At 70.3% G+C, this 16,715-nt stretch carries 12 protein-coding genes and 1 pseudogene; 4 read left to right on the plus strand and 9 right to left on the minus strand.

Going from position 1 to position 16,715, the window contains the following annotated elements; all coding sequences use genetic code 11:
- Positions 1-626: 626 nt before the first annotated feature.
- Both cysN and cysD read right to left on the minus strand, forming a co-directional pair.
- Positions 627-2,654, minus strand: a complete 2,028-nt coding sequence (gene cysN / locus G4Q83_RS10715; RefSeq protein ID WP_128419256.1) for a sulfate adenylyltransferase subunit CysN — start codon at positions 2,652-2,654, stop codon at positions 627-629.
- Positions 2,654-3,568, minus strand: a complete 915-nt coding sequence (cysD, locus tag G4Q83_RS10720) for a sulfate adenylyltransferase subunit CysD (RefSeq protein WP_128419257.1) — start codon at positions 3,566-3,568, stop codon at positions 2,654-2,656. The genes cysN and cysD overlap by 1 nt, the downstream gene beginning before the upstream one ends.
- Positions 3,569-3,770: 202 nt before the next feature.
- Between cysD and G4Q83_RS10725 the strand changes: the two genes are divergently transcribed.
- From G4Q83_RS10725 to G4Q83_RS10735, 3 genes are all read left to right on the plus strand, one after another.
- Positions 3,771-5,642, plus strand: coding sequence for an assimilatory sulfite reductase (NADPH) flavoprotein subunit (locus G4Q83_RS10725; RefSeq protein WP_128419258.1), 1,872 nt, complete (start codon positions 3,771-3,773; stop codon positions 5,640-5,642).
- A 114-nt stretch (positions 5,643-5,756) separates the two neighbouring features.
- Positions 5,757-7,481, plus strand: a complete 1,725-nt coding sequence (gene cysI, locus G4Q83_RS10730; RefSeq protein ID WP_128419259.1) for an assimilatory sulfite reductase (NADPH) hemoprotein subunit — start codon at positions 5,757-5,759, stop codon at positions 7,479-7,481.
- A complete protein-coding gene (locus G4Q83_RS10735; RefSeq protein WP_128419260.1) occupies positions 7,478-8,218 on the plus strand; it encodes a phosphoadenylyl-sulfate reductase in 741 nt (246 codons plus the stop codon). The genes cysI and G4Q83_RS10735 overlap by 4 nt, the downstream gene beginning before the upstream one ends.
- A gap of 462 nt (positions 8,219-8,680) precedes the next feature.
- Here G4Q83_RS10735 and G4Q83_RS10740 read toward each other — a convergent pair whose 3' ends face one another.
- From G4Q83_RS10740 to G4Q83_RS10750, 3 genes are all read right to left on the minus strand, one after another.
- The gene (locus tag G4Q83_RS10740) at positions 8,681-10,138 is read right to left on the minus strand and encodes a PepSY-associated TM helix domain-containing protein (protein WP_128419261.1); all 1,458 of its coding nucleotides are present in this window, start codon (positions 10,136-10,138) and stop codon (positions 8,681-8,683) included.
- Positions 10,138-12,171 (minus strand): TonB-dependent receptor, encoded by a 2,034-nt coding sequence (locus G4Q83_RS10745; protein WP_425480284.1) that lies wholly within the window; start codon positions 12,169-12,171, stop codon positions 10,138-10,140. The genes G4Q83_RS10740 and G4Q83_RS10745 overlap by 1 nt, the downstream gene beginning before the upstream one ends.
- Positions 12,172-12,265: 94 nt before the next feature.
- A complete protein-coding gene (locus tag G4Q83_RS10750; protein WP_185817396.1) occupies positions 12,266-12,673 on the minus strand; it encodes a DUF2946 family protein in 408 nt (135 codons plus the stop codon).
- 207 nt (positions 12,674-12,880) lie between these two features.
- Here G4Q83_RS10750 and G4Q83_RS24095 point away from each other — a divergent pair, with 207 nt between their 5' ends.
- Positions 12,881-13,012: a hypothetical protein gene (locus tag G4Q83_RS24095; protein WP_281402001.1), complete on the plus strand. Its 132-nt coding sequence runs from the start codon at positions 12,881-12,883 to the stop codon at positions 13,010-13,012.
- Positions 13,013-13,062: 50 nt separating this feature from the next.
- On the opposite strand, the gene G4Q83_RS24595 is transcribed toward G4Q83_RS24095, so the two are convergent.
- The 4 genes and pseudogenes from G4Q83_RS24595 to G4Q83_RS10770 all read right to left on the minus strand — a co-directional run bounded on the left by G4Q83_RS24595 (position 13,063) and on the right by G4Q83_RS10770 (position 16,562).
- Positions 13,063-13,692, minus strand: a complete 630-nt coding sequence (locus tag G4Q83_RS24595; protein ID WP_425480283.1) for a methyl-accepting chemotaxis protein — start codon at positions 13,690-13,692, stop codon at positions 13,063-13,065.
- A gap of 316 nt (positions 13,693-14,008) precedes the next feature.
- Positions 14,009-14,236, minus strand: a pseudogene (locus G4Q83_RS24600) (HAMP domain-containing protein); the annotation flags it as partial.
- Positions 14,233-15,228 carry a hypothetical protein gene (locus G4Q83_RS10765; RefSeq protein ID WP_128419263.1) on the minus strand — a complete coding sequence of 332 codons (996 nt, stop codon included), beginning with the start codon at positions 15,226-15,228 and terminating at the stop codon, positions 14,233-14,235. The pseudogene G4Q83_RS24600 and the gene G4Q83_RS10765, both read right to left, overlap by 4 nt.
- Positions 15,229-15,578: 350 nt before the next feature.
- On the minus strand, positions 15,579-16,562 hold the full coding sequence (locus G4Q83_RS10770; protein WP_128419264.1) for a LysR family transcriptional regulator: 984 nt from the start codon (positions 16,560-16,562) through the stop codon (positions 15,579-15,581).
- Between the last annotated feature and the right edge of the window lie 153 nt (positions 16,563-16,715).

Below are 16,715 nucleotides of genomic sequence, written 5' to 3' on the forward strand. Positions count from 1 at the left end.
GTTCTATATTGTATTGATTCAATCAAAAACGAAACAATTCGGCACAAATTGCGAATGTGCAGTCGCCGTCACACACGTTTTCGAACTGTCTTTTGATGGGAGCAGGACAGAGCGATCCCGTCGCCTGCATCGGACGCGCCCCATGTCGCACGCCTGTCGCCACGCCCAGCCCGAACACGCCATTGCCGCACCTGAAGCGACACGCCGGCGCGAGGACGGCAAGTCGCGCCAGGCGCAGCCGTGCGCCGCGCCATGGCCCAGCGCCAACGTGCTCTTCGGCTTGGGTCTGCACGAGGCGTCAAGCGCGCCATCGCCCGTCGGACGCCGCCGGCACGATGCCGGCCGCCAGCGTCCAGGAGTGATTCGAACGACGCCAGGGAGATCGCCGAGATAGCGCAACAGCGCGCACTCCACGACCGGGCAGCACCTTCATCGACCAATGCCTGCCGGCTTGCCCCGCTCCAGCGCGGCGCATACGCGCCATCGCGCAACCGACGCGCGACGGGATGAAGCCGAGCAGCGCGCTCAACCCACGCCCGCCCCCGACCCGACGCATTCGGACTGCGCCATCGGCGGCATGGACACGCTGCGCGGCAGCGCGACGAAGGCCGGCGCGGCGCCGTCGCTCAGTGCTGCAATCCAAGCAAGGCCAACACCTGCGCCGCCAGCGTCTCGGCGTTGTCGCCGTCGGCGCGCAGGTGCAGCTCCGGCCGCTCCGGCGCCTCGTACGGCGAATCGATGCCGGTGAAGTTGGGGATCTGCCCGGCACGCGCCTTGGCGTACAGCCCCTTGACGTCGCGCGCTTCGGCCACGTGCAGCGGCACGTCGACGAACACCTCGACGAAATCGCTCTCGGCGAAGCGCTCGCGCGCCATGCGCCGCTCGGCGCGGAACGGCGAGATGAAGCTGACCAGCACGATCAGCCCGGCATCGGTCATCAAGCGCGCCACCTCGGCGACGCGACGGATGTTCTCGACCCGGTCCTCGTCGGTGAAGCCGAGATCGCGGTTGAGCCCGTGGCGCACGTTGTCGCCGTCGAGGATGAAGGTGTGGTAACCCAGCGCATGCAGGCGCTTCTCCACCAGGTTGGCCACGGTGGACTTGCCGGCGCCGGACAGGCCGGTGAACCACAGTACCTTCGGCGCCTGGCCCTTGATCCGCGCGCGCGCGGCGCGGTCCACGTCCAGGCGCTGCCAGTGCACGTTGCCGGCGCGGCGCAGCGCGAAATCGAGGGTGCCGGCGGCGACGGTGGCGTTGCTCTGCCGGTCGATCAGGATGAAGCCGCCGAGCGCGCGGTTGCGCGCGTACGGCGCGAACGCGATCGCCTCGTCCAGCGCCAGGTTGCAGTAGCCGACCTCGTTCAGTTCCAGGCGCTTGGCGGCCAGCCGCTCCTGCGTGTTCACGTCGACCCGGTGCTTGATCTCGCTGACGCTGGCCGACACCGTGCGGGTGCCGATCTTCAGCCAGTACGGGCGCCCCGGCAGCAGCGCGGCGGCGTCCATCCACAGTAGGTGCGCGGCGAACTGGTCGGCCACTTCCGGCGGGTCGCCGGCGGCGGCGATCACGTCGCCGCGGCTGATGTCGATCTCGTCGGCCAGGGTCAGCGTCACCGCCTGCCCGGCCACGGCCTGCGCCACGTCGCCAGTGCCGTCGAGCACCCGCGCCACGGTGGAGCGGCGCGCCGACGGCAGCACCACCACCGCGTCGCCCGGGCGCACCTGGCCGGCCGCGAGCGTGCCGGCGTAGCCGCGGAACTGCTGGTGCGGGCGATTGACCCATTGCACCGGCAGGCGCAGGCCGCTGTCGGCATCGCGCGCGGCCAGGTCCAGGCGCTCCAGGTATTCGAGCAGGGGCAGGCCGCCATACCAGGGCGTGCGTGCCGAACGCTGCGACAGGTTGTCGCCGTCCAGCGCCGACAGCGGGATGCACTGCACCTGCGCGATGCCCAGTTGCGCGGCCAGCGTCCGGTAGCTGGCGGCGATCGCATCGAAGGCGGCCTGGTCGAACCCGACCAGATCCATCTTGTTGACCGCCAGCACCACGTGGCGGATGCCGAGCAGCGAGACGATGTAGCTGTGGCGGCGGGTCTGGGTCAACAGGCCCTTGCGCGCATCGACCAGCACCACCGCCACGTCGGCGGTGGAGGCGCCGGTGGCCATGTTGCGGGTGTACTGCTCGTGGCCCGGGCAGTCGGCGACGATGAACTTGCGCTGGTCGGTATCGAAGTAGCGGTAGGCCACGTCGATGGTGATGCCCTGCTCGCGCTCGGCGGCCAGGCCGTCGAGCAGCAGCGCGTAGTCGATCTCGGCGCCGCGGGTGCCGTGGCGCCGGCTGTCGGCGCTGAGCGCGGCGAGCTGGTCGTCGAACAGGCGCTTGCTGTCGTACAGCAGGCGCCCGATCAGGGTGCTCTTGCCGTCGTCGACGCTGCCGCAGGTGATGAAGCGCAGCAACGGCTTTCGTTCGTGCTGCTGCAGGTAGGCGGCGACGCTGCCGCTGCGGGACCCGGAACCCGGGACCCGGGACCCGGAGGAGGCAGCGAACTGCGGGGCCGCGTCTGACGCAGACGGTCGCCCAACGGCCGAATCTGGGGTCTCGAGTTCCGGTGCTTTTTCGAGTCCCGAGTCCCGGGTCCCGGGTCCCGTTTTCATCCCCATCAGAAATACCCCTCCAATTTCTTCTGTTCCATCGACGCCCCCGGATCCCGGTCGATCACCCGCCCCTGCCGCTCCGAGGAGGTGGCCAGCAGCATTTCGGCGATGATCTTCTCCAGCGTGTCGGCCTGCGATTCGACCGCCCCGGTCAGCGGATAGCAGCCCAGGGTGCGGAAGCGTACCTGCCGCAGCTGCGGCACCTCGCCCTCGCCCTCGCGCAGCGGCAGCCGCGCGTCGTCGACCAGGATCAGCGCGCCGTCGCGCTCCACCACCGGCCGCGCGGCGGCGAAATACAGCGGCACCACCGGAATCGATTCGCGGTAGATGTACAGCCAGATGTCCAGTTCGGTCCAGTTGGACAGCGGGAACACGCGCACGCTCTCGCCGGCATGGACGCGGGCGTTGTAGAGGTTCCACAGCTCCGGGCGCTGGTTCTTCGGATCCCAGCGATGCTTGTCGTTGCGGAACGAGAACACCCGCTCCTTGGCCCGCGCCTTCTCCTCGTCGCGGCGCGCCCCGCCGATCGCCGCGTCGAACCTGCCCTGGTCCAGCGCCTGCTTCAGGCCCTGGGTCTTCATCACGTCGGTGTGCACGGTGGCGCCGTGGCTGAACGGGCCGATGTCCTGGGCGATGCCGTCGGGATTGATGTGCACGCGCAGGTCCACTCCGGTCTCGGCGGCACGGCGGTCGCGAAACGCGATCATCTCGCGGAACTTCCAGCGCGTGTCCACGTGCAGCAGCGGGATCGGCGGCGGCGCCGGCGCGAACGCCTTCAACAGCAGGTGCAGCAGCACCGAGCTGTCCTTGCCGACCGAATACAGCAGCACCGGATTGCGGAACTCGGCGGCCACTTCGCGCAGGATGTGGATGCTTTCGGTCTCGAGCCGGTCGAGGTGGGACAGGACGGAAGAATGCATCGGGGACAACGCGAGACTCGATTGGGGGCCGTGCCGAGGGTAGCAGCGACTGCGGCGCTCGGGGCGGTGGGGCCGGCAGTGTGTGATGCACCCGCCAGACGCAGAAATAAGTGGGGGGCATAAGCCGATAACCCCTGCTCCTTTCTGTACCGCGCAACCAATCCCTAACATCGGTCATCCCTTCCTCCCACCTGGACCGGTCATGACCGCCGCCTCGCCCGTGTTGCCGCCCAGCCCCTTGCCCGACGAGCGCAAGGCGCTGCTGGCGAAGGCGGTGGAGGGGCTGGATGCGGCCAGCCTGTGGTGGCTGTCCGGCTATGCCGCCGGCCTGGCGCAGGGCCAAGGGCATGCGCCGCCGTCGCTGGCAGTGCTGCCGGGCGGCGTCACGGCCAAGCACAGCCCGCCGCGGCTGAGCGTGGTCTACGGCAGCCAGACTGGCAACGCCTGCCGCGCCGCCGAACAGGTGGCCGCCGCGGCCGAGGCCGCCGGGCTGGGCGTGCGCCTGCTGCGCGCCGATGCCTACCCGACCCGCGAACTGGCCAGCGAGCGCCTGCTGTACGTGGTCATCAGCACCCAGGGCGAAGGCGATCCGCCGGACGATGCGATCGGCCTGGTCGAGTTCCTGCAAGGCCGGCGCGCGCCCAGGCTGCCCGAGCTGAAGTACGCGGTGCTCGGCCTGGGCGATTCCAGCTACGCCGACTTCTGCGGCATCGGCAAGCGCATCGATGCGCGCCTGGCCGACCTCGGCGCGCAGCGGGTGCTGGCGCTGGGCGAGGCCGACCTGGACATCGACACGGTGGCGGCGCCGTGGCGCACGCAGGCGCTGGCGCTGGCGCGCGCGTTGCTGAAGGGTCCGGCCGCGCCGTCCGCCACAGTGACCCCGCTGCGCGGCGCCGCCACCGCCAGCTGGAGCCACGAGCGCCCGTTCGCCGCCGAGGTGCTGGCCAACCAGCGCATCAGCGGCCGCGACTTCAAGGGTCCGCGCTATGCCGCATACGGCAGCGCCGACAAGGACGTACGCCACCTGGAGCTGTCGCTGGCCGGCAGCGGCCTGCACTACGAACCGGGCGACGCGCTGGGCATCCGCCACCGCAATCCGCCGGTGCTGGTCGAGGCGGTGCTGGCGGCGACGCACCTGGACGGTCACGCAGTCGTCACCGTCGGCGCGGAAACTTTCCCCTTGTACGAGTGGCTCGCCGCGCATCGCGAACTGACCCGGGCAGCGCGGCCGTTCCTGGCCGCGGTCGCCCGCCGCGCAGCCGCCCCGGCGCTGGAACAGCTGCTCGATCCCACCCAGACCGCCGGTCTGGCGGCGTTGCTGGCCGATCACCAGGTGATCGACGTGCTGCGACGCTGGCCGGCGGATTGGGACCACCGCGCGCTGCTGGACGCGCTGCGGCCCCTGGCCCCGCGCCTGTACTCGATCGCCTCCAGCCGCAAGCGGGTCGGCGACGAAGTCCACCTCAGCGTCGACGTGCTGGCCTACCAGGCGCACGGCCATGCCCATGGCGGCGCCGCCAGCGGCTATCTGGCGGCTCTGGCCGAAGGCGACAGCGTCCCGGTCTACATCGAACCCAACGAACGTTTCCGGGTGCCGGCCGACGCCAGCCGCGACATCATCATGATCGGACCCGGCACCGGCGTGGCGCCGTTCCGCGGCTTCGTCCAGGAACGCGCCGAAAGCGGCGCCGGCGGCCGCAACTGGCTGTTCTTCGGCGCGCGCCACTTCAACCAGGATTTCCTGTACCAGGCCGAGTGGCAGCAGGCGTTGCGCAGCGGCGAACTACAGCGGCTGGAGCTGGCGTTCTCACGCGACATGCGGCCGCTGCGCGACGGCAACGCGCCGGACAAGGTGTACGTGCAGCAGCGCCTGCGCGAGCACGGCCGCGAGGTCTACGACTGGCTGCGCAATGGCGCGCACCTGTACGTGTGCGGCGCGATCGGCATGGGCAAGGACGTGCACGCCACGCTGCAGCGGATCGTGGCCGAGCACGGCGGGCGCAGCGCCGAGGACGCGGCCGCCTACCTTGCCTCGCTGCAGCGGGAGGGGCGCTATGCGCGCGATGTGTATTGATCTGGCGGGACTGGGGACCGGGGACCGGGGACTCGGAAAAGCGCAGGATCGCGCGCTGAGGCGTTACCGACTTCCGTTCTTCGAGTCCCCGGTCCCCGGTCCCCAGTCCCGCCCATGAGCCATTCCGTCGAAGACATCAAGGCCGAAAGCCGCCGCCTGCGCGGGTCGCTGCTGCAGAGCCTGGCCGATCCGGTCACCGGCGCGCTGCGCGAGGACGACCAGACGCTGATCAAGTACCACGGCAGCTATCAGCAGGACGATCGCGACCTGCGCGACGAGCGCCGCCGGCAGAAACTGGAGCCGGCCTACCAGTTCATGATCCGCACGCGCACCCCGGGCGGGGTGATCACGCCCGAGCAGTGGCGCAAGCTCGACGCCATCGCCACCACCTACGGCAACCACTCGCTGCGCGTCACCACGCGCCAGGCGTTCCAGTTCCATGGCGTGATCAAGCGCGAGCTGAAGGCGACGATGCAGGCGATCAACGCCGCGCTGATCGACACCCTGGCCGCCTGCGGCGACGTCAACCGCAACGTGCAGGTCGCGGCCAACCCGCTGGCCTCGCGCGCGCATGCCACGCTGTACGCCGATGCCGCGCGCGTGTCCGAGCACCTGTTGCCCAATACCCGGGCCTACTACGAGATCTGGCTGGACGAGGAGCAGGTGGTCGGCAGCGGCCAGGAGCAGGAACCGATCTACGGCGACACCTACCTGCCGCGCAAGTTCAAGATCGGTTTCGCGCTGCCGCCGGTCAACGACGTGGACGTGTTCGCCAACGACCTGGGCTTCATCGGCGTGCTCGGCGCCGACGGCGCACTGGCCGGCTACAACGTCGGCATCGGCGGCGGCATGGGCGCCAGCCACGGCGACGCCGAGACCTATCCGCGCGTGGCCAACGTGATCGGCTTCATCGAACGCAGCCAGTTGCTCGACGTCGCCACCGCGGTGGTCACCACCCAGCGCGATCTCGGCAACCGCCGCGTGCGCAAGCGCGCGCGCTTCAAGTACACCATCGACGACCATGGCCTGGACACCGTCGTCGCCGAGATCCAGCGCCGCGCCGGCGTCGCGCTGCAGCCGACCCGCGCGTTCGCGTTCGAGCACAACGGCGACCGCTACGGCTGGAGCGAAGGCGAGGACGGCCGCGCGCACCTGACCCTGTCGCTGCCGGCCGGGCGCATCGCCGACCACGACGCCGGCGCGCGCCACCTCAGCGGTCTGCGCGAGATCGCCGCGCTGCTGCAGCGCGACGGCGACGGCGCGCACTTCCGCATGACCTCGAACCAGAACCTGGTCATCGCCGGCATTCCCGCCGCGCAGCGCGATGCCGTCGACACCCTGGTGCGCGCGCATGCGCTGGACACCGGCAACCAGGCGCGCACCGCGCTGGCGCGCGCGGCGATGGCCTGCGTGGCGCTGCCGACCTGCGGCCTGGCGATGGCCGAGGCCGAACGCTACCTGCCCGACTTGGCCGGCAAACTGGAGCCGCTGCTGGACCGGCACGGACTGCGCGAGGCGCCGATCCTGCTGCGCATCTCCGGCTGCCCGAACGGCTGCTCGCGGCCGTACCTGGCCGAGATCGCCCTGGTCGGCAAGGCGCCCGGCCGCTACAACCTGATGCTCGGCGCCGATCACCGCGGCCAACGCCTGAACACGCTGTACCGGGAAAACATCACCGAGCCGGACATCCTCGCCGCGCTGGAGCCGCTGTTCGCGCGCTACGCCGGCGAACGCCGGGCCGACGAAGGCTTCGGCGATTTCCTGCACCGCAGCGGCCTGGTCGACCTGCCCGCCTATCCCACCCACCGCCACCTCATTCCTTCGGAACTGCACGCATGAGCGCCCTGCCCGCCTCCGCCCACCACGACTCCGCCAACGCGCCGGTCGCCGCGCTGGACCTCGACGCGGCCAACGCGTTGCTGGCGCCGATGACCGCGCCGCAGCGCGTGGCCTGGGCGCTGGAACACGGGCCGGCCGAAGCCGCGCTGTCGTCGAGCTTCGGCGCGCAATCGGCGGCGACGCTGCATCTGCTGACCCAGCCGCTGCCGGGCATCCCGGTGATCCTGATCGACACCGGCTACCTGTTCGCCGAGACCTACCGCTTCGCCGACGCGCTCACCGACAAGCTCAAGCTCAACCTCAAGGTGTACCGGCCGCTGGTCAGCCGCGCCTGGATGGAAGCGCGCCACGGCCGCCTGTGGGAACAGGGCATGGTCGGCATCGAGCAGTACAACAACCTGCGCAAGGTCGAGCCGATGCGCCGCGCGCTGGACGAACTGAAGGTCGGCACCTGGTTCACCGGCCTGCGCCGCAGCCAGTCCGACAGCCGCGCGCAGACCCCGTTCGTGCAGAAGCGCGGCGAGCGCTACAAGGTCAACCCGATCGCCGACTGGAGCGACCGCGACCTGTGGCAGTACATGCAGCAGCACGGCCTGCCCTACCACCCGTTGTGGGAGGAAGGCTACGTGTCGATCGGCGACTTCCACACCACCCGCCGCTGGGAGCCGGGCATGCGCGAGGAAGACACCCGCTTCTTCGGGCTCAAGCGCGAGTGCGGGATCCACGAGGACGTCTGAGGCGGGGCGCCCCACCGTCGGACCGCGTCGGGGCTGAAGCCCCTCCTACACTGCACCCCAGCAGACACCTCGCACCGCCCCCCTGTAGGAGCGACTTCAGTCGCGACGAACGAAGCGATGAACCTTCCGGCTTCGGACACCGTCGGGACTGAAGTCCCTCCCACAGTGCACGCAGCAAGTTAGCCACAAGCCTCTGTAGGAACGACTTCAGTCGCGACGAGCGAAGCAATGAACCTTCCGGCTTCGGACACCGTCGGGGCTGAGGTTCCTCCCACAGTGCAACCAGCAAGTTAGCCGCAAGCCACTGTGGGAGCGACTTCAGTCGCGACGAACGAAGCGATGAACCTTCCGACTTCGGACCCCGTCGGGGCTGAAGCCCCTCCCACAGTGCACCAACAAGCATCTCGCACCGCTCCTGCAGCGCACTCGGCAAGCCCAACCAAGCCTGCCAGCCGCACCACCTCACTCGCGCCGCAGCACCCACCACCAGTCCAGCGCCAGCATCAGCAGCAGTGACACCCCGACCAGCGGGAACAGCATGCCGCCGAGCGCCAGCAGCGCCAGCACGCCGCGCAGCGTGCGCCGGTCCGCGGGCAGCGGCGGCACGCCCAATCCGCCGGCCGGCCGGCGCTTCCACCACATCAGCGCGGCGCTGACGCACAGCAGCAGGATACACAGGCACGAGGCGATCAGCAGCAGCTGGTTGAACGTGCCGTACTGCTGCCCCAGGTGCACGTTGATGCCCCATTCCAATGCCTTCGCCATGGGTCCGTAGTCGGCGTAGCGCATGTCCAGCAACACCTTGCCGCTGTACTGGTCGAGGTGGATCACCCGCTGCTGCGCCAGGTCCGGCGGATACACCGACGCGGTATACACGCCGCGCACGCCGCGCGGCAGCGCCACGCTGTAGCCGGCGGCGATGCCGCGCGCCTGCAACCGCGCCACCGCCGCGTCCAGGCCGATCGCGCCGGGTCCCCAAGGCGGCGGCGTCTCCATCGCCATGCCATGCGCGGCATGCACGTCGTTGCCGTTGTCCGCCACGCCTGCCGCGGAAGGCGCAACAGTCGGCATCGGCATCGGCATCGGCATCGACGCAGCCTGCGGCAGCTGCGACTGCGGCAGCCGCGCCTGGCGCAGCGACCAGGCCGGCACTTCTTCGTCGCGCAAGCGCTGCGTGGACATCGGCACGTCCACGCGCAGGCCGGCCGGATAGCCGTAGTGATGGCCGTTGGCCAGGCGGTTGACCTGCTCGCCCCAGAACCACGACCACGGCATCCCGGTCAGCGCCAGGAACAGCAGCATCGCCCCGACCACGCTGCCGGTCAGCGCATGCATGTCGCGCCAGAACACGCGCTGCGGCGGCCGTCCGCGCACGGCGGTGACACCACCGCGGCGGCCGCGCGGCCACCACAGGTAGACCCCGGTCAACACCAGCAGGATCGCCCAGCCGGCGGCCACTTCGATCAGCGCGCTGGCCCACGGCCCGACCAGGGCCAGACTGTGCAGGCGGCGGATCGTCCACGCCACCGTGCCGTGCTCGGGCAGGCTGCCCAGCACCCGCGCCCGGTACGGATCCACGTACACCAACACGCGGCGGCCCCCGGCCGTGCCCACGGTCACCTCCACCGATGCGTCGCGTCGCGCCGGCGTGACATAGCGCAGCGCCTGCCCCGGCTGCGCCGCCAGCGCCGCGGCGACCAGCCGCTGCGGCGCGACCGCCTGCGCCTGCGCCGGCACCGCGACCGTTTTCAGCGCGCGATGGAAGTAGCCGTCGATCGGCTGCTGATAGACGAAGGCCGCGCCGGTCAGCGCCAGCCAGGCCAGCAGCGGCAATACCAGCAGACCGGCGTAGAAATGCCAGCGCCACACCGCGCGGTGGAACCGCGCCGGCGCCGCCGCGTTCGGGTTCGGCGTAGCCATCACCAGCACCAGCTGAGGCTGGCGTACAGCGCGCGGCCGTCGCCCGGCGAGTCGCCGGACGAACCGCTGTCGTACCAGGCGTAGACGTAGTGGCGGTCGCTCAGGTTCTTCAGCTGCAGCGACAGCTCGCGCTGCGCGCGCCACGCCCAGGTCGCGCCGACGTTGGCCAGCGCATACCCGCCGTAGCGGCCCAGCGTGTTGCTGCGCTCCACGTAGTAGTCGCCCTGCGCATTGCCCCAGGCCGACAGCTTCAGCCGCGGCGTGGCCTGCCAGTCGATGCCGGCGGTGGCCAGGGAGTGCGGCACGTTCTCGATCTCCTTGCCGCGCGTGGCAGGCGCGCCCGGGTCGGGGGTGAGGATGACCGCACGCTGCCGCGAATACGCCAGCCACAGCGTCCAGCGTTCGTCCGCACGCAGGTTCAGCTGCGCGTCCCAGCCGCGGCGCAAGGTCTTGCCGACGTTGCCGACCTCGCTGCCGCCGACGCTGCCATCGACCCCGAGAATAGTCGCCACCTCATCGGAGGCGCGCTGTTCCCAATAGGCGATGCGCGCCTCCAGCCGCTTGCCGTCGGCGAACTTCAGTCCGGCTTCCCAACCGTCGTTGTACGACGGGGCAAGGTTGCCGGGCCGGCTGCGGTAGGCGTCGTTGCCGCTGCCGATCTGGAACGTGCGGCCGAGGTTGGCGTAGGCGCTGGTCTGCACGGTCAGCGCGAACAGCGCGCTGAGCTTGGGCTGCTCGATCGCGCCGTAGGCGTAGACCGGGTAGCGCGCGCCGCCGAGCCGGTCGCGGAAACTGCCGTCGACCCAGTCCACGCGGTAGGCCGGCACCAGCTGCAAGCGCTCGAATGGACGGATCACCGCCTGCACGTAGGCGCCGCGCGTGGCCAGGTCGAAATCCCAATCGCGCAAGGTGGCCGTGCGCGTGCGCGCCACGGTGCGATAGCGTTGCCAAGCGTTGTCCTGCCATTGCGCGTCGGCCCCGCCTTCCAGCGCGAACGACCTCGCCCAGTCCACCTCGGGACGCCAGCTGGCCTTGGCCAGGAAGCCGCGCTGGGTCTCGTCGGTGTCGCGCTCCTGCTGCGCGCCGGCGGCGGTGAAGCGCACCCAACGCTGGTTCCGGTAGCGATTCCAGTACAGCTTGACGCTGCCCTGCACGGTGTCCGCCAACTGCGCGTCCAGATGCAGGCCCACCTGTCCGGTCCGACGCACGCTGCGATCGTCGCGCGCATGCTCCGGCGAACTGCGCGGCGCGCGTTGCGCGCCGACCCCATCCAGGTAGCCCGCTTCCAGCGCCGCGTTGCGGTAGTCGCGCGCGCTGAGCCCTGCGCGCCAGCGCGCGTCCGGCGCGGTATAGAACCACTTGCCGGCAAAGGCGTGCTGGCACGCGTCGGCATGGTCGCGGTAGCCGTCGCTGGCACGCCAGGCGGCGAACCAGTTCTGGCTCCAGCCGCCGCGTTCGATGCCCTGGCTGGCCTGCACCTCGCGGGTGCCGAAGCTGCCGGCGGCGACGCTGACGCGGCCGTCGTTGCCGCCGCTGCGGGTCAGTACGTCGACGCTGCCGGCGATGGCATTCAACCCGTAGCGCGGATCATTGGTGCCGCGCACGATCTCGATGGCGGCGATGTCCAGCGGAAACACCGCATCCAGGTACGGCATGCCGCCGGCGTTGTCGTTGCTGGGAATGCCGTCGATCAGCAGCTTGACCGCATTGACCCGGCCTTCGCCGTTGAAGCCGCGGAACGAGAAGCGACCGGCATCGGTGCCCATCTTGAACTGGGTGACCTGCACGCCGGGCGCGCGCAGCAGCAGCTCCCAGCTGTGGTCGACGTGCTGGTCGTGCAGCAGGTCGCTGCCCAGGACGTCCACGGAACTCAAGACGCTGCGCGCGGTGGGCGCAGCCAGGGCATCGGCGCTGACCTGGACCTTGCCCAGGGTCAGCGCGGGATCGCCGGCCGGCGGCGGCGGCGCGGCGGCGGCGGCATACGCCGACACGGCGGCGGCGGGCGCCAGGCAGGCGCAGCAGCATGCCGCCATACGCGGCATGAGGGAAGCACGGGTCATCGCAGGCTCCATCGACACGAAGACGCGCCGCGGCAGCGCCACGGCACGAAGAACAGCCACTCGTGTTTCAGGAGCGCAACGGCGGACCGCGCGCCGCATGGGCACGCCACATTCCGCGCTGCGCCGCCGGCGGACGCGGCGCAGCGCGCGGCGCGGGATGCCGCAACCAGCGCAGCACGACCAGCACCAGCGCCAGCACGGGCAGCAGGCGCGCGGCCAGCAGGCAGTAGTCGCAGGCCGGCGCGTGTGGCAGGCCGGCGCCGTCGTGGGTGCCCGGGTGGACCGGAACCGGTACCACCGGCAACGGCGGGAGCGATTGCAACCCGCGGCTGCTGCACAGCGGACCCGCCGCCGCGGCCCGATCGCCGGAGCGTGCCTGTTGCCAGCGGCTCAGCAGCGGCGCAGCCAGCATCAGCGCCATCGCCAGGACGGCGAGCGCTTCCCACAGCGGCATTGGCTGGCGGCGACGGATCATCGCGGCAGTCTAGTCGAGCGCCTGCGCACCGCCAACGCGGTGCGTGCCATGTCGGTGAGCGGCGGAGCCGGCGGCGGCGGCGCACCGACCGCGCGCATGGCCGCGGCTGCGCCCTACCTGCCGCCCGCCGCCAGCGCGAACGCAGCGCCCCAAAACGGCGCGAACTTGCCTCAGGATGGTCGGCTCGTTGCCGCCGAGCCGTGCCGCATGCCTCCTGTCGAACCCGCCGCCGGCCGCGACCACTGCGCCGCCAAGCCCCGCAACGAAGCGCTGCGCCTGGACGCACTGCGCAGCTATGCGGCTGGACACGCCACGCGCGCCTTGGCCAGCGGCCCGTAGCCCGCGTAGCCATGTCCAGCAACACCCGGCCGCTGTACTGGCGAGGTGGATCACGCGCTGTCGCGCCAGATCCGGCGGATACACAGAGGGCTGGACACGCCGCGCGGCGGCGCCACGCTGTGGCCCGGCGCGATGCCGCGCGCCGGCGCCGGGCGGCGTGGCTTACGCAAGCACCGCGCGCAGCGTCGGCGGGGCCTGCAAGCGAAACCGCGAGACCGTCTTCTGCAGCACCTGCGCGCGCTCGCGCAAGGTATCGCTGGAATTCCACCAACGCGCTGTTTTGCCGGTTCACCGCCTCCAGGTCGGTGACCGCGCGGCTCAACTCCTGCAACCCCGCCGATTGGACCTGCGCCGCCGCCGCTTCCTGCGACAGCGCGGCGACGCGCTCGTTGAACCTGTTGATGGCATCGAGCCAGTCGCCGGTCGCACCCACCAGGCCGGTGCCTTCGGCAACGCGCTGGTTGGATTCGCCGATCAGGTTGCGAATGTCCTTGGCCGAGGTCGCGGTGCGCCAAATTGCGCACCTCTCCGGCAACCACCGCAAATCCGCGGCCGTAGTCTCCGGCACGCGCCGCCTCCACCGCCGCGTTCAGGGCCAGCAGGTTGGTCTGGAAGGCCACCGAGTCGATCAGCCCGATGATGTCGCCGATCTGCTTGCTCGAGCTGTTGATCTGCGTCATCGACTGGCCGGCCTTGCCCACCACCTCGGCACCATCGCGCCAACTGAGCAAGGCGCTGTGGGTGAGCTCGCTGGTCTGCCGACTGTTCTCGGCCGATTGCCGGGACGATTCGAGCAGGCCGGTGATGCTCGCCGTACGCTGCTCCAGCGCCGCTGCCTGGCGTTCGGTGCGTACCGAGAGATCGGCGTTGCCGGCCGCGATCTCGTTGACCCCCCAGGCCGACGTCGGCGGCGGTCTCGGCCACCTCGGCGATCACCCGCGACAGGCTGTCGAGCGAGGCGTTGAGGCTCTGCGCCAGCTCGCGCAACGTGCCCGCGTCGTTGCCGCGCATACGCCGGGTGAGATCGCCCTGAGCCAGCGCGCCGGTGGTGGCGCTGATGTCGCCGAACGCCTGCTCGAGCGCATCCAGCGATTGGTAGACCGCCTGCTTGAGCGCGCCCAGGTCGCCCGGCAACGCCATATCGATGCGATGGCTGAAGTCGCCCTCGGCGGTGGCCGACAGGCTGAGCTCGAGTTCGTCCAGCGAGCACTGCAGCAGGCTCATCGCGCGATTCGCCTTGCACGTCCGGGCTCATGCGTGCGGCGAAATCGCCCGCCGACAGCCGCGTCCATGACTGCATCCAGCGCATCCATCGTGCGCTGCACGCTGGCGGCGCTGTCGTTGACGCCGCGCTTGAGGTCGGCCAGGTCGCCTGGCAGGTCGGCTTCGACGCGCTGAGTGAAATCGCCGCGCCCCACCGCCGACAGCACGCGGTTGCTCTCGCCGATGTCCCACTGCGCCTTCAGCGCCAACGAGCGATGGAAATCCCAGCGAACGCCCAGCGACTTGGTGCTCTGGCGCTGGTCGTTGACGAGCGACGCGGCGCGGGTTGGATCCTGCTTCGAATAACCGACAAACGGCTGGAACTGGCCAAGGCGGTAGCCGCCCAACACGTACCAGCCATCGTTATCTGTCGCATTGTTCACTCCTGTCGCCCGACGCGTCGCGTATTCGGCCTGCAGCAGCAGGTTGTTGCGGTTGACGATCGCGCTGACACCTTGGAACGGGTACTTGATCTGTTGGCCACCGACAATCGCCGGCAGCACCGAATGTCCCTCGATGCGCGTCGCGCGCAGGTTCAGCCAGTCGTTTTCCCAGCTCAGGTTTGCACCGCGCGTGCGCTTCATGTCGACCTTGGAGATAAAGCCGGGAATTGTGACATTCAGATCGAGCGCGAAGTCCGTACGACTGGCCAGCGCCGAGAACTTGAGCGTGCCGTCGCCCGGGTCGTGCGCATAGCTGACATCCACGCCGGTGAACAGATCGACCCCGGCGATGCCATACACCTCCGCCCATTCGACCCGGGTCGAATCGTCGACCTTGGAGCGACGTTTGCTCACGATCTGCAGCGTCGCCGACAACCGGTCGTTGGCCTTGGCATTGAGTTGCAAGCCGAGGTTGGAATCGGTGCCGAAATCGAACGTGTCCTTGGCGCCGGTGGACTGCGCTTGGCGAAAGTAGCGGGCATCGTCGGTATCGGTACGCAGCGCCGCCAAGGCTCCGAAACCGCCTTTAGCCGATCACCGCATGCCGCTCCATCCCCGGACAGCGCCTGGCCCTCTCAGCGCGCCACGCCAATGCGTGCAGGCGGTATCGCGCGCGATCGTCCACGCCGCAAGACACTGGCGGCTGCCGGCGGGCGGGTGTCCGGCACTCGGCCGTGGACACGCGCTCGCCGCCGGCCCGTCCCGAACCGGCCGGGTCTGCGGCGTGCGTGGGAGCGCGCTCGGATCGGGCGGCGACGGTACGGCGCCCTGTCCCTGGTCTGCCGGCCTCTGCGTGTCCCGGGTATCCAATCCGGTGCGCGCGGTGGCGCCGAGGCACTGCTCAGGCGACACCCGCCCACTCAGCTGGTGATGGTCTGGGTCAGTTCTTCCCAGCTCGGCGGGGTGGGCCAGTCCGGTTCCTGGTTGCCTTCCACGACCCGGCGCAGGTCGCGGGTATCGATCTGCGGCGCCAGCACGTGCACCAGTTCCAGCGCGTAGTCGCGCAGTACGCGGTCGCGCGGCAGCACCGCCCAGGCGATGCATTCGGGGATGTCCGGCGGCGCCGGCCAGGCGCGCAGGTCGGTATCGCCCGCGTGTACCGCCATCTCCGCCAGCAGGCCGACGCCGAGGCCGGTGCGGACGTAGGTCTTGATCAGGTCGGCGTCGAGCGCGGTCAGTGCGATGCTCGGCTCCAGCCCGAGCCGGCCGAAGGCGCGCTGCAGCGAGGAGCCGGAGCGGGTCGAGGATTCGTAGCTGATCAGCGGCTGCACCGCCAGCGCGGCCATGTCCGGCACCCGCTTCGGCAGGTCCAGCGCATGCCCACGCGGCACCAGCACCAGCCGCCGCCAGCGATACAGCGGCACCGCGATGCCGGCGCCCGGCTCGCTGCCGGCAGTGCTGACGATGGCGATGTCGGCATCGCCCTGGCTGAGCAGGTCCAACGCGGTGCTCTCGGCCGCCTGCTGCAGGTGCACGCTGACCTGCGGATACGCCTGTTTGATCTGCGCCACCGCCGGCGGCAGCACGAAGCGCGCCTGCGTGTGCGTGGTGGTCAGGGTCAGCTGGCCCTGGCTCTCGCGGCGCTGGTTGGCGGCGTAGGTGCGGATGTTGTTGGCCTCGACCAGCACCGTGCGGGCGTGCTCGATCACTTCGCGGCCGGCCGGGGTCACCGCCTCCAGGCTGCGGCCCTTGCGCACGAACAGCAGGAAGCCGAGTTCGTCCTCCAGTTGCTTGATCTGCTTGGACAGCCCCGGCTGGGTGGCGTGCACGCGCGCCGCCGCCAGGGTGATGTTGAGATCGGCATCGGCGATGGCGACGAGATAGCGGAGTTGGGTCAGCGTCATCGGAGCGAGGGCGAGGCGCCGCCTGGCGGAAGCAGCCACGACTTTAGTGGAAATGGGCCCTCCACCTTATAATCGAACGCTATCTGGCAGACGCATGAAGTCATTTCCGGTGGCTATAAGCCGGCGCTACCGTCATCCCTTCCCCTGCCTTCC

The organism is Xanthomonas theicola (assembly GCF_014236795.1).
GTDB lineage: Bacteria > Pseudomonadota > Gammaproteobacteria > Xanthomonadales > Xanthomonadaceae > Xanthomonas_A > Xanthomonas_A theicola.

Coding starts and splice junctions, on each gene's coding strand:
- cysN (WP_128419256.1), bottom strand. CDS start 2,654: ATGGGGATGAAAACGGGACCCGGGACCCGGGACTCGGGACTCGAAAAA.
- cysD (WP_128419257.1), bottom strand. CDS start 3,568: ATGCATTCTTCCGTCCTGTCCCACCTCGACCGGCTCGAGACCGAAAGC.
- G4Q83_RS10725 (WP_128419258.1), top strand. CDS start 3,771: ATGACCGCCGCCTCGCCCGTGTTGCCGCCCAGCCCCTTGCCCGACGAG.
- cysI (WP_128419259.1), top strand. CDS start 5,757: ATGAGCCATTCCGTCGAAGACATCAAGGCCGAAAGCCGCCGCCTGCGC.
- G4Q83_RS10735 (WP_128419260.1), top strand. CDS start 7,478: ATGAGCGCCCTGCCCGCCTCCGCCCACCACGACTCCGCCAACGCGCCG.
- G4Q83_RS10740 (WP_128419261.1), bottom strand. CDS start 10,138: ATGGCTACGCCGAACCCGAACGCGGCGGCGCCGGCGCGGTTCCACCGC.
- G4Q83_RS10745 (WP_425480284.1), bottom strand. CDS start 12,171: ATGGCGGCATGCTGCTGCGCCTGCCTGGCGCCCGCCGCCGCCGTGTCG.
- G4Q83_RS10750 (WP_185817396.1), bottom strand. CDS start 12,673: ATGATCCGTCGCCGCCAGCCAATGCCGCTGTGGGAAGCGCTCGCCGTC.
- G4Q83_RS24095 (WP_281402001.1), top strand. CDS start 12,881: ATGCCTCCTGTCGAACCCGCCGCCGGCCGCGACCACTGCGCCGCCAAG.
- G4Q83_RS24595 (WP_425480283.1), bottom strand. CDS start 13,692: ATGACGCAGATCAACAGCTCGAGCAAGCAGATCGGCGACATCATCGGG.
- G4Q83_RS10770 (WP_128419264.1), bottom strand. CDS start 16,562: ATGACGCTGACCCAACTCCGCTATCTCGTCGCCATCGCCGATGCCGAT.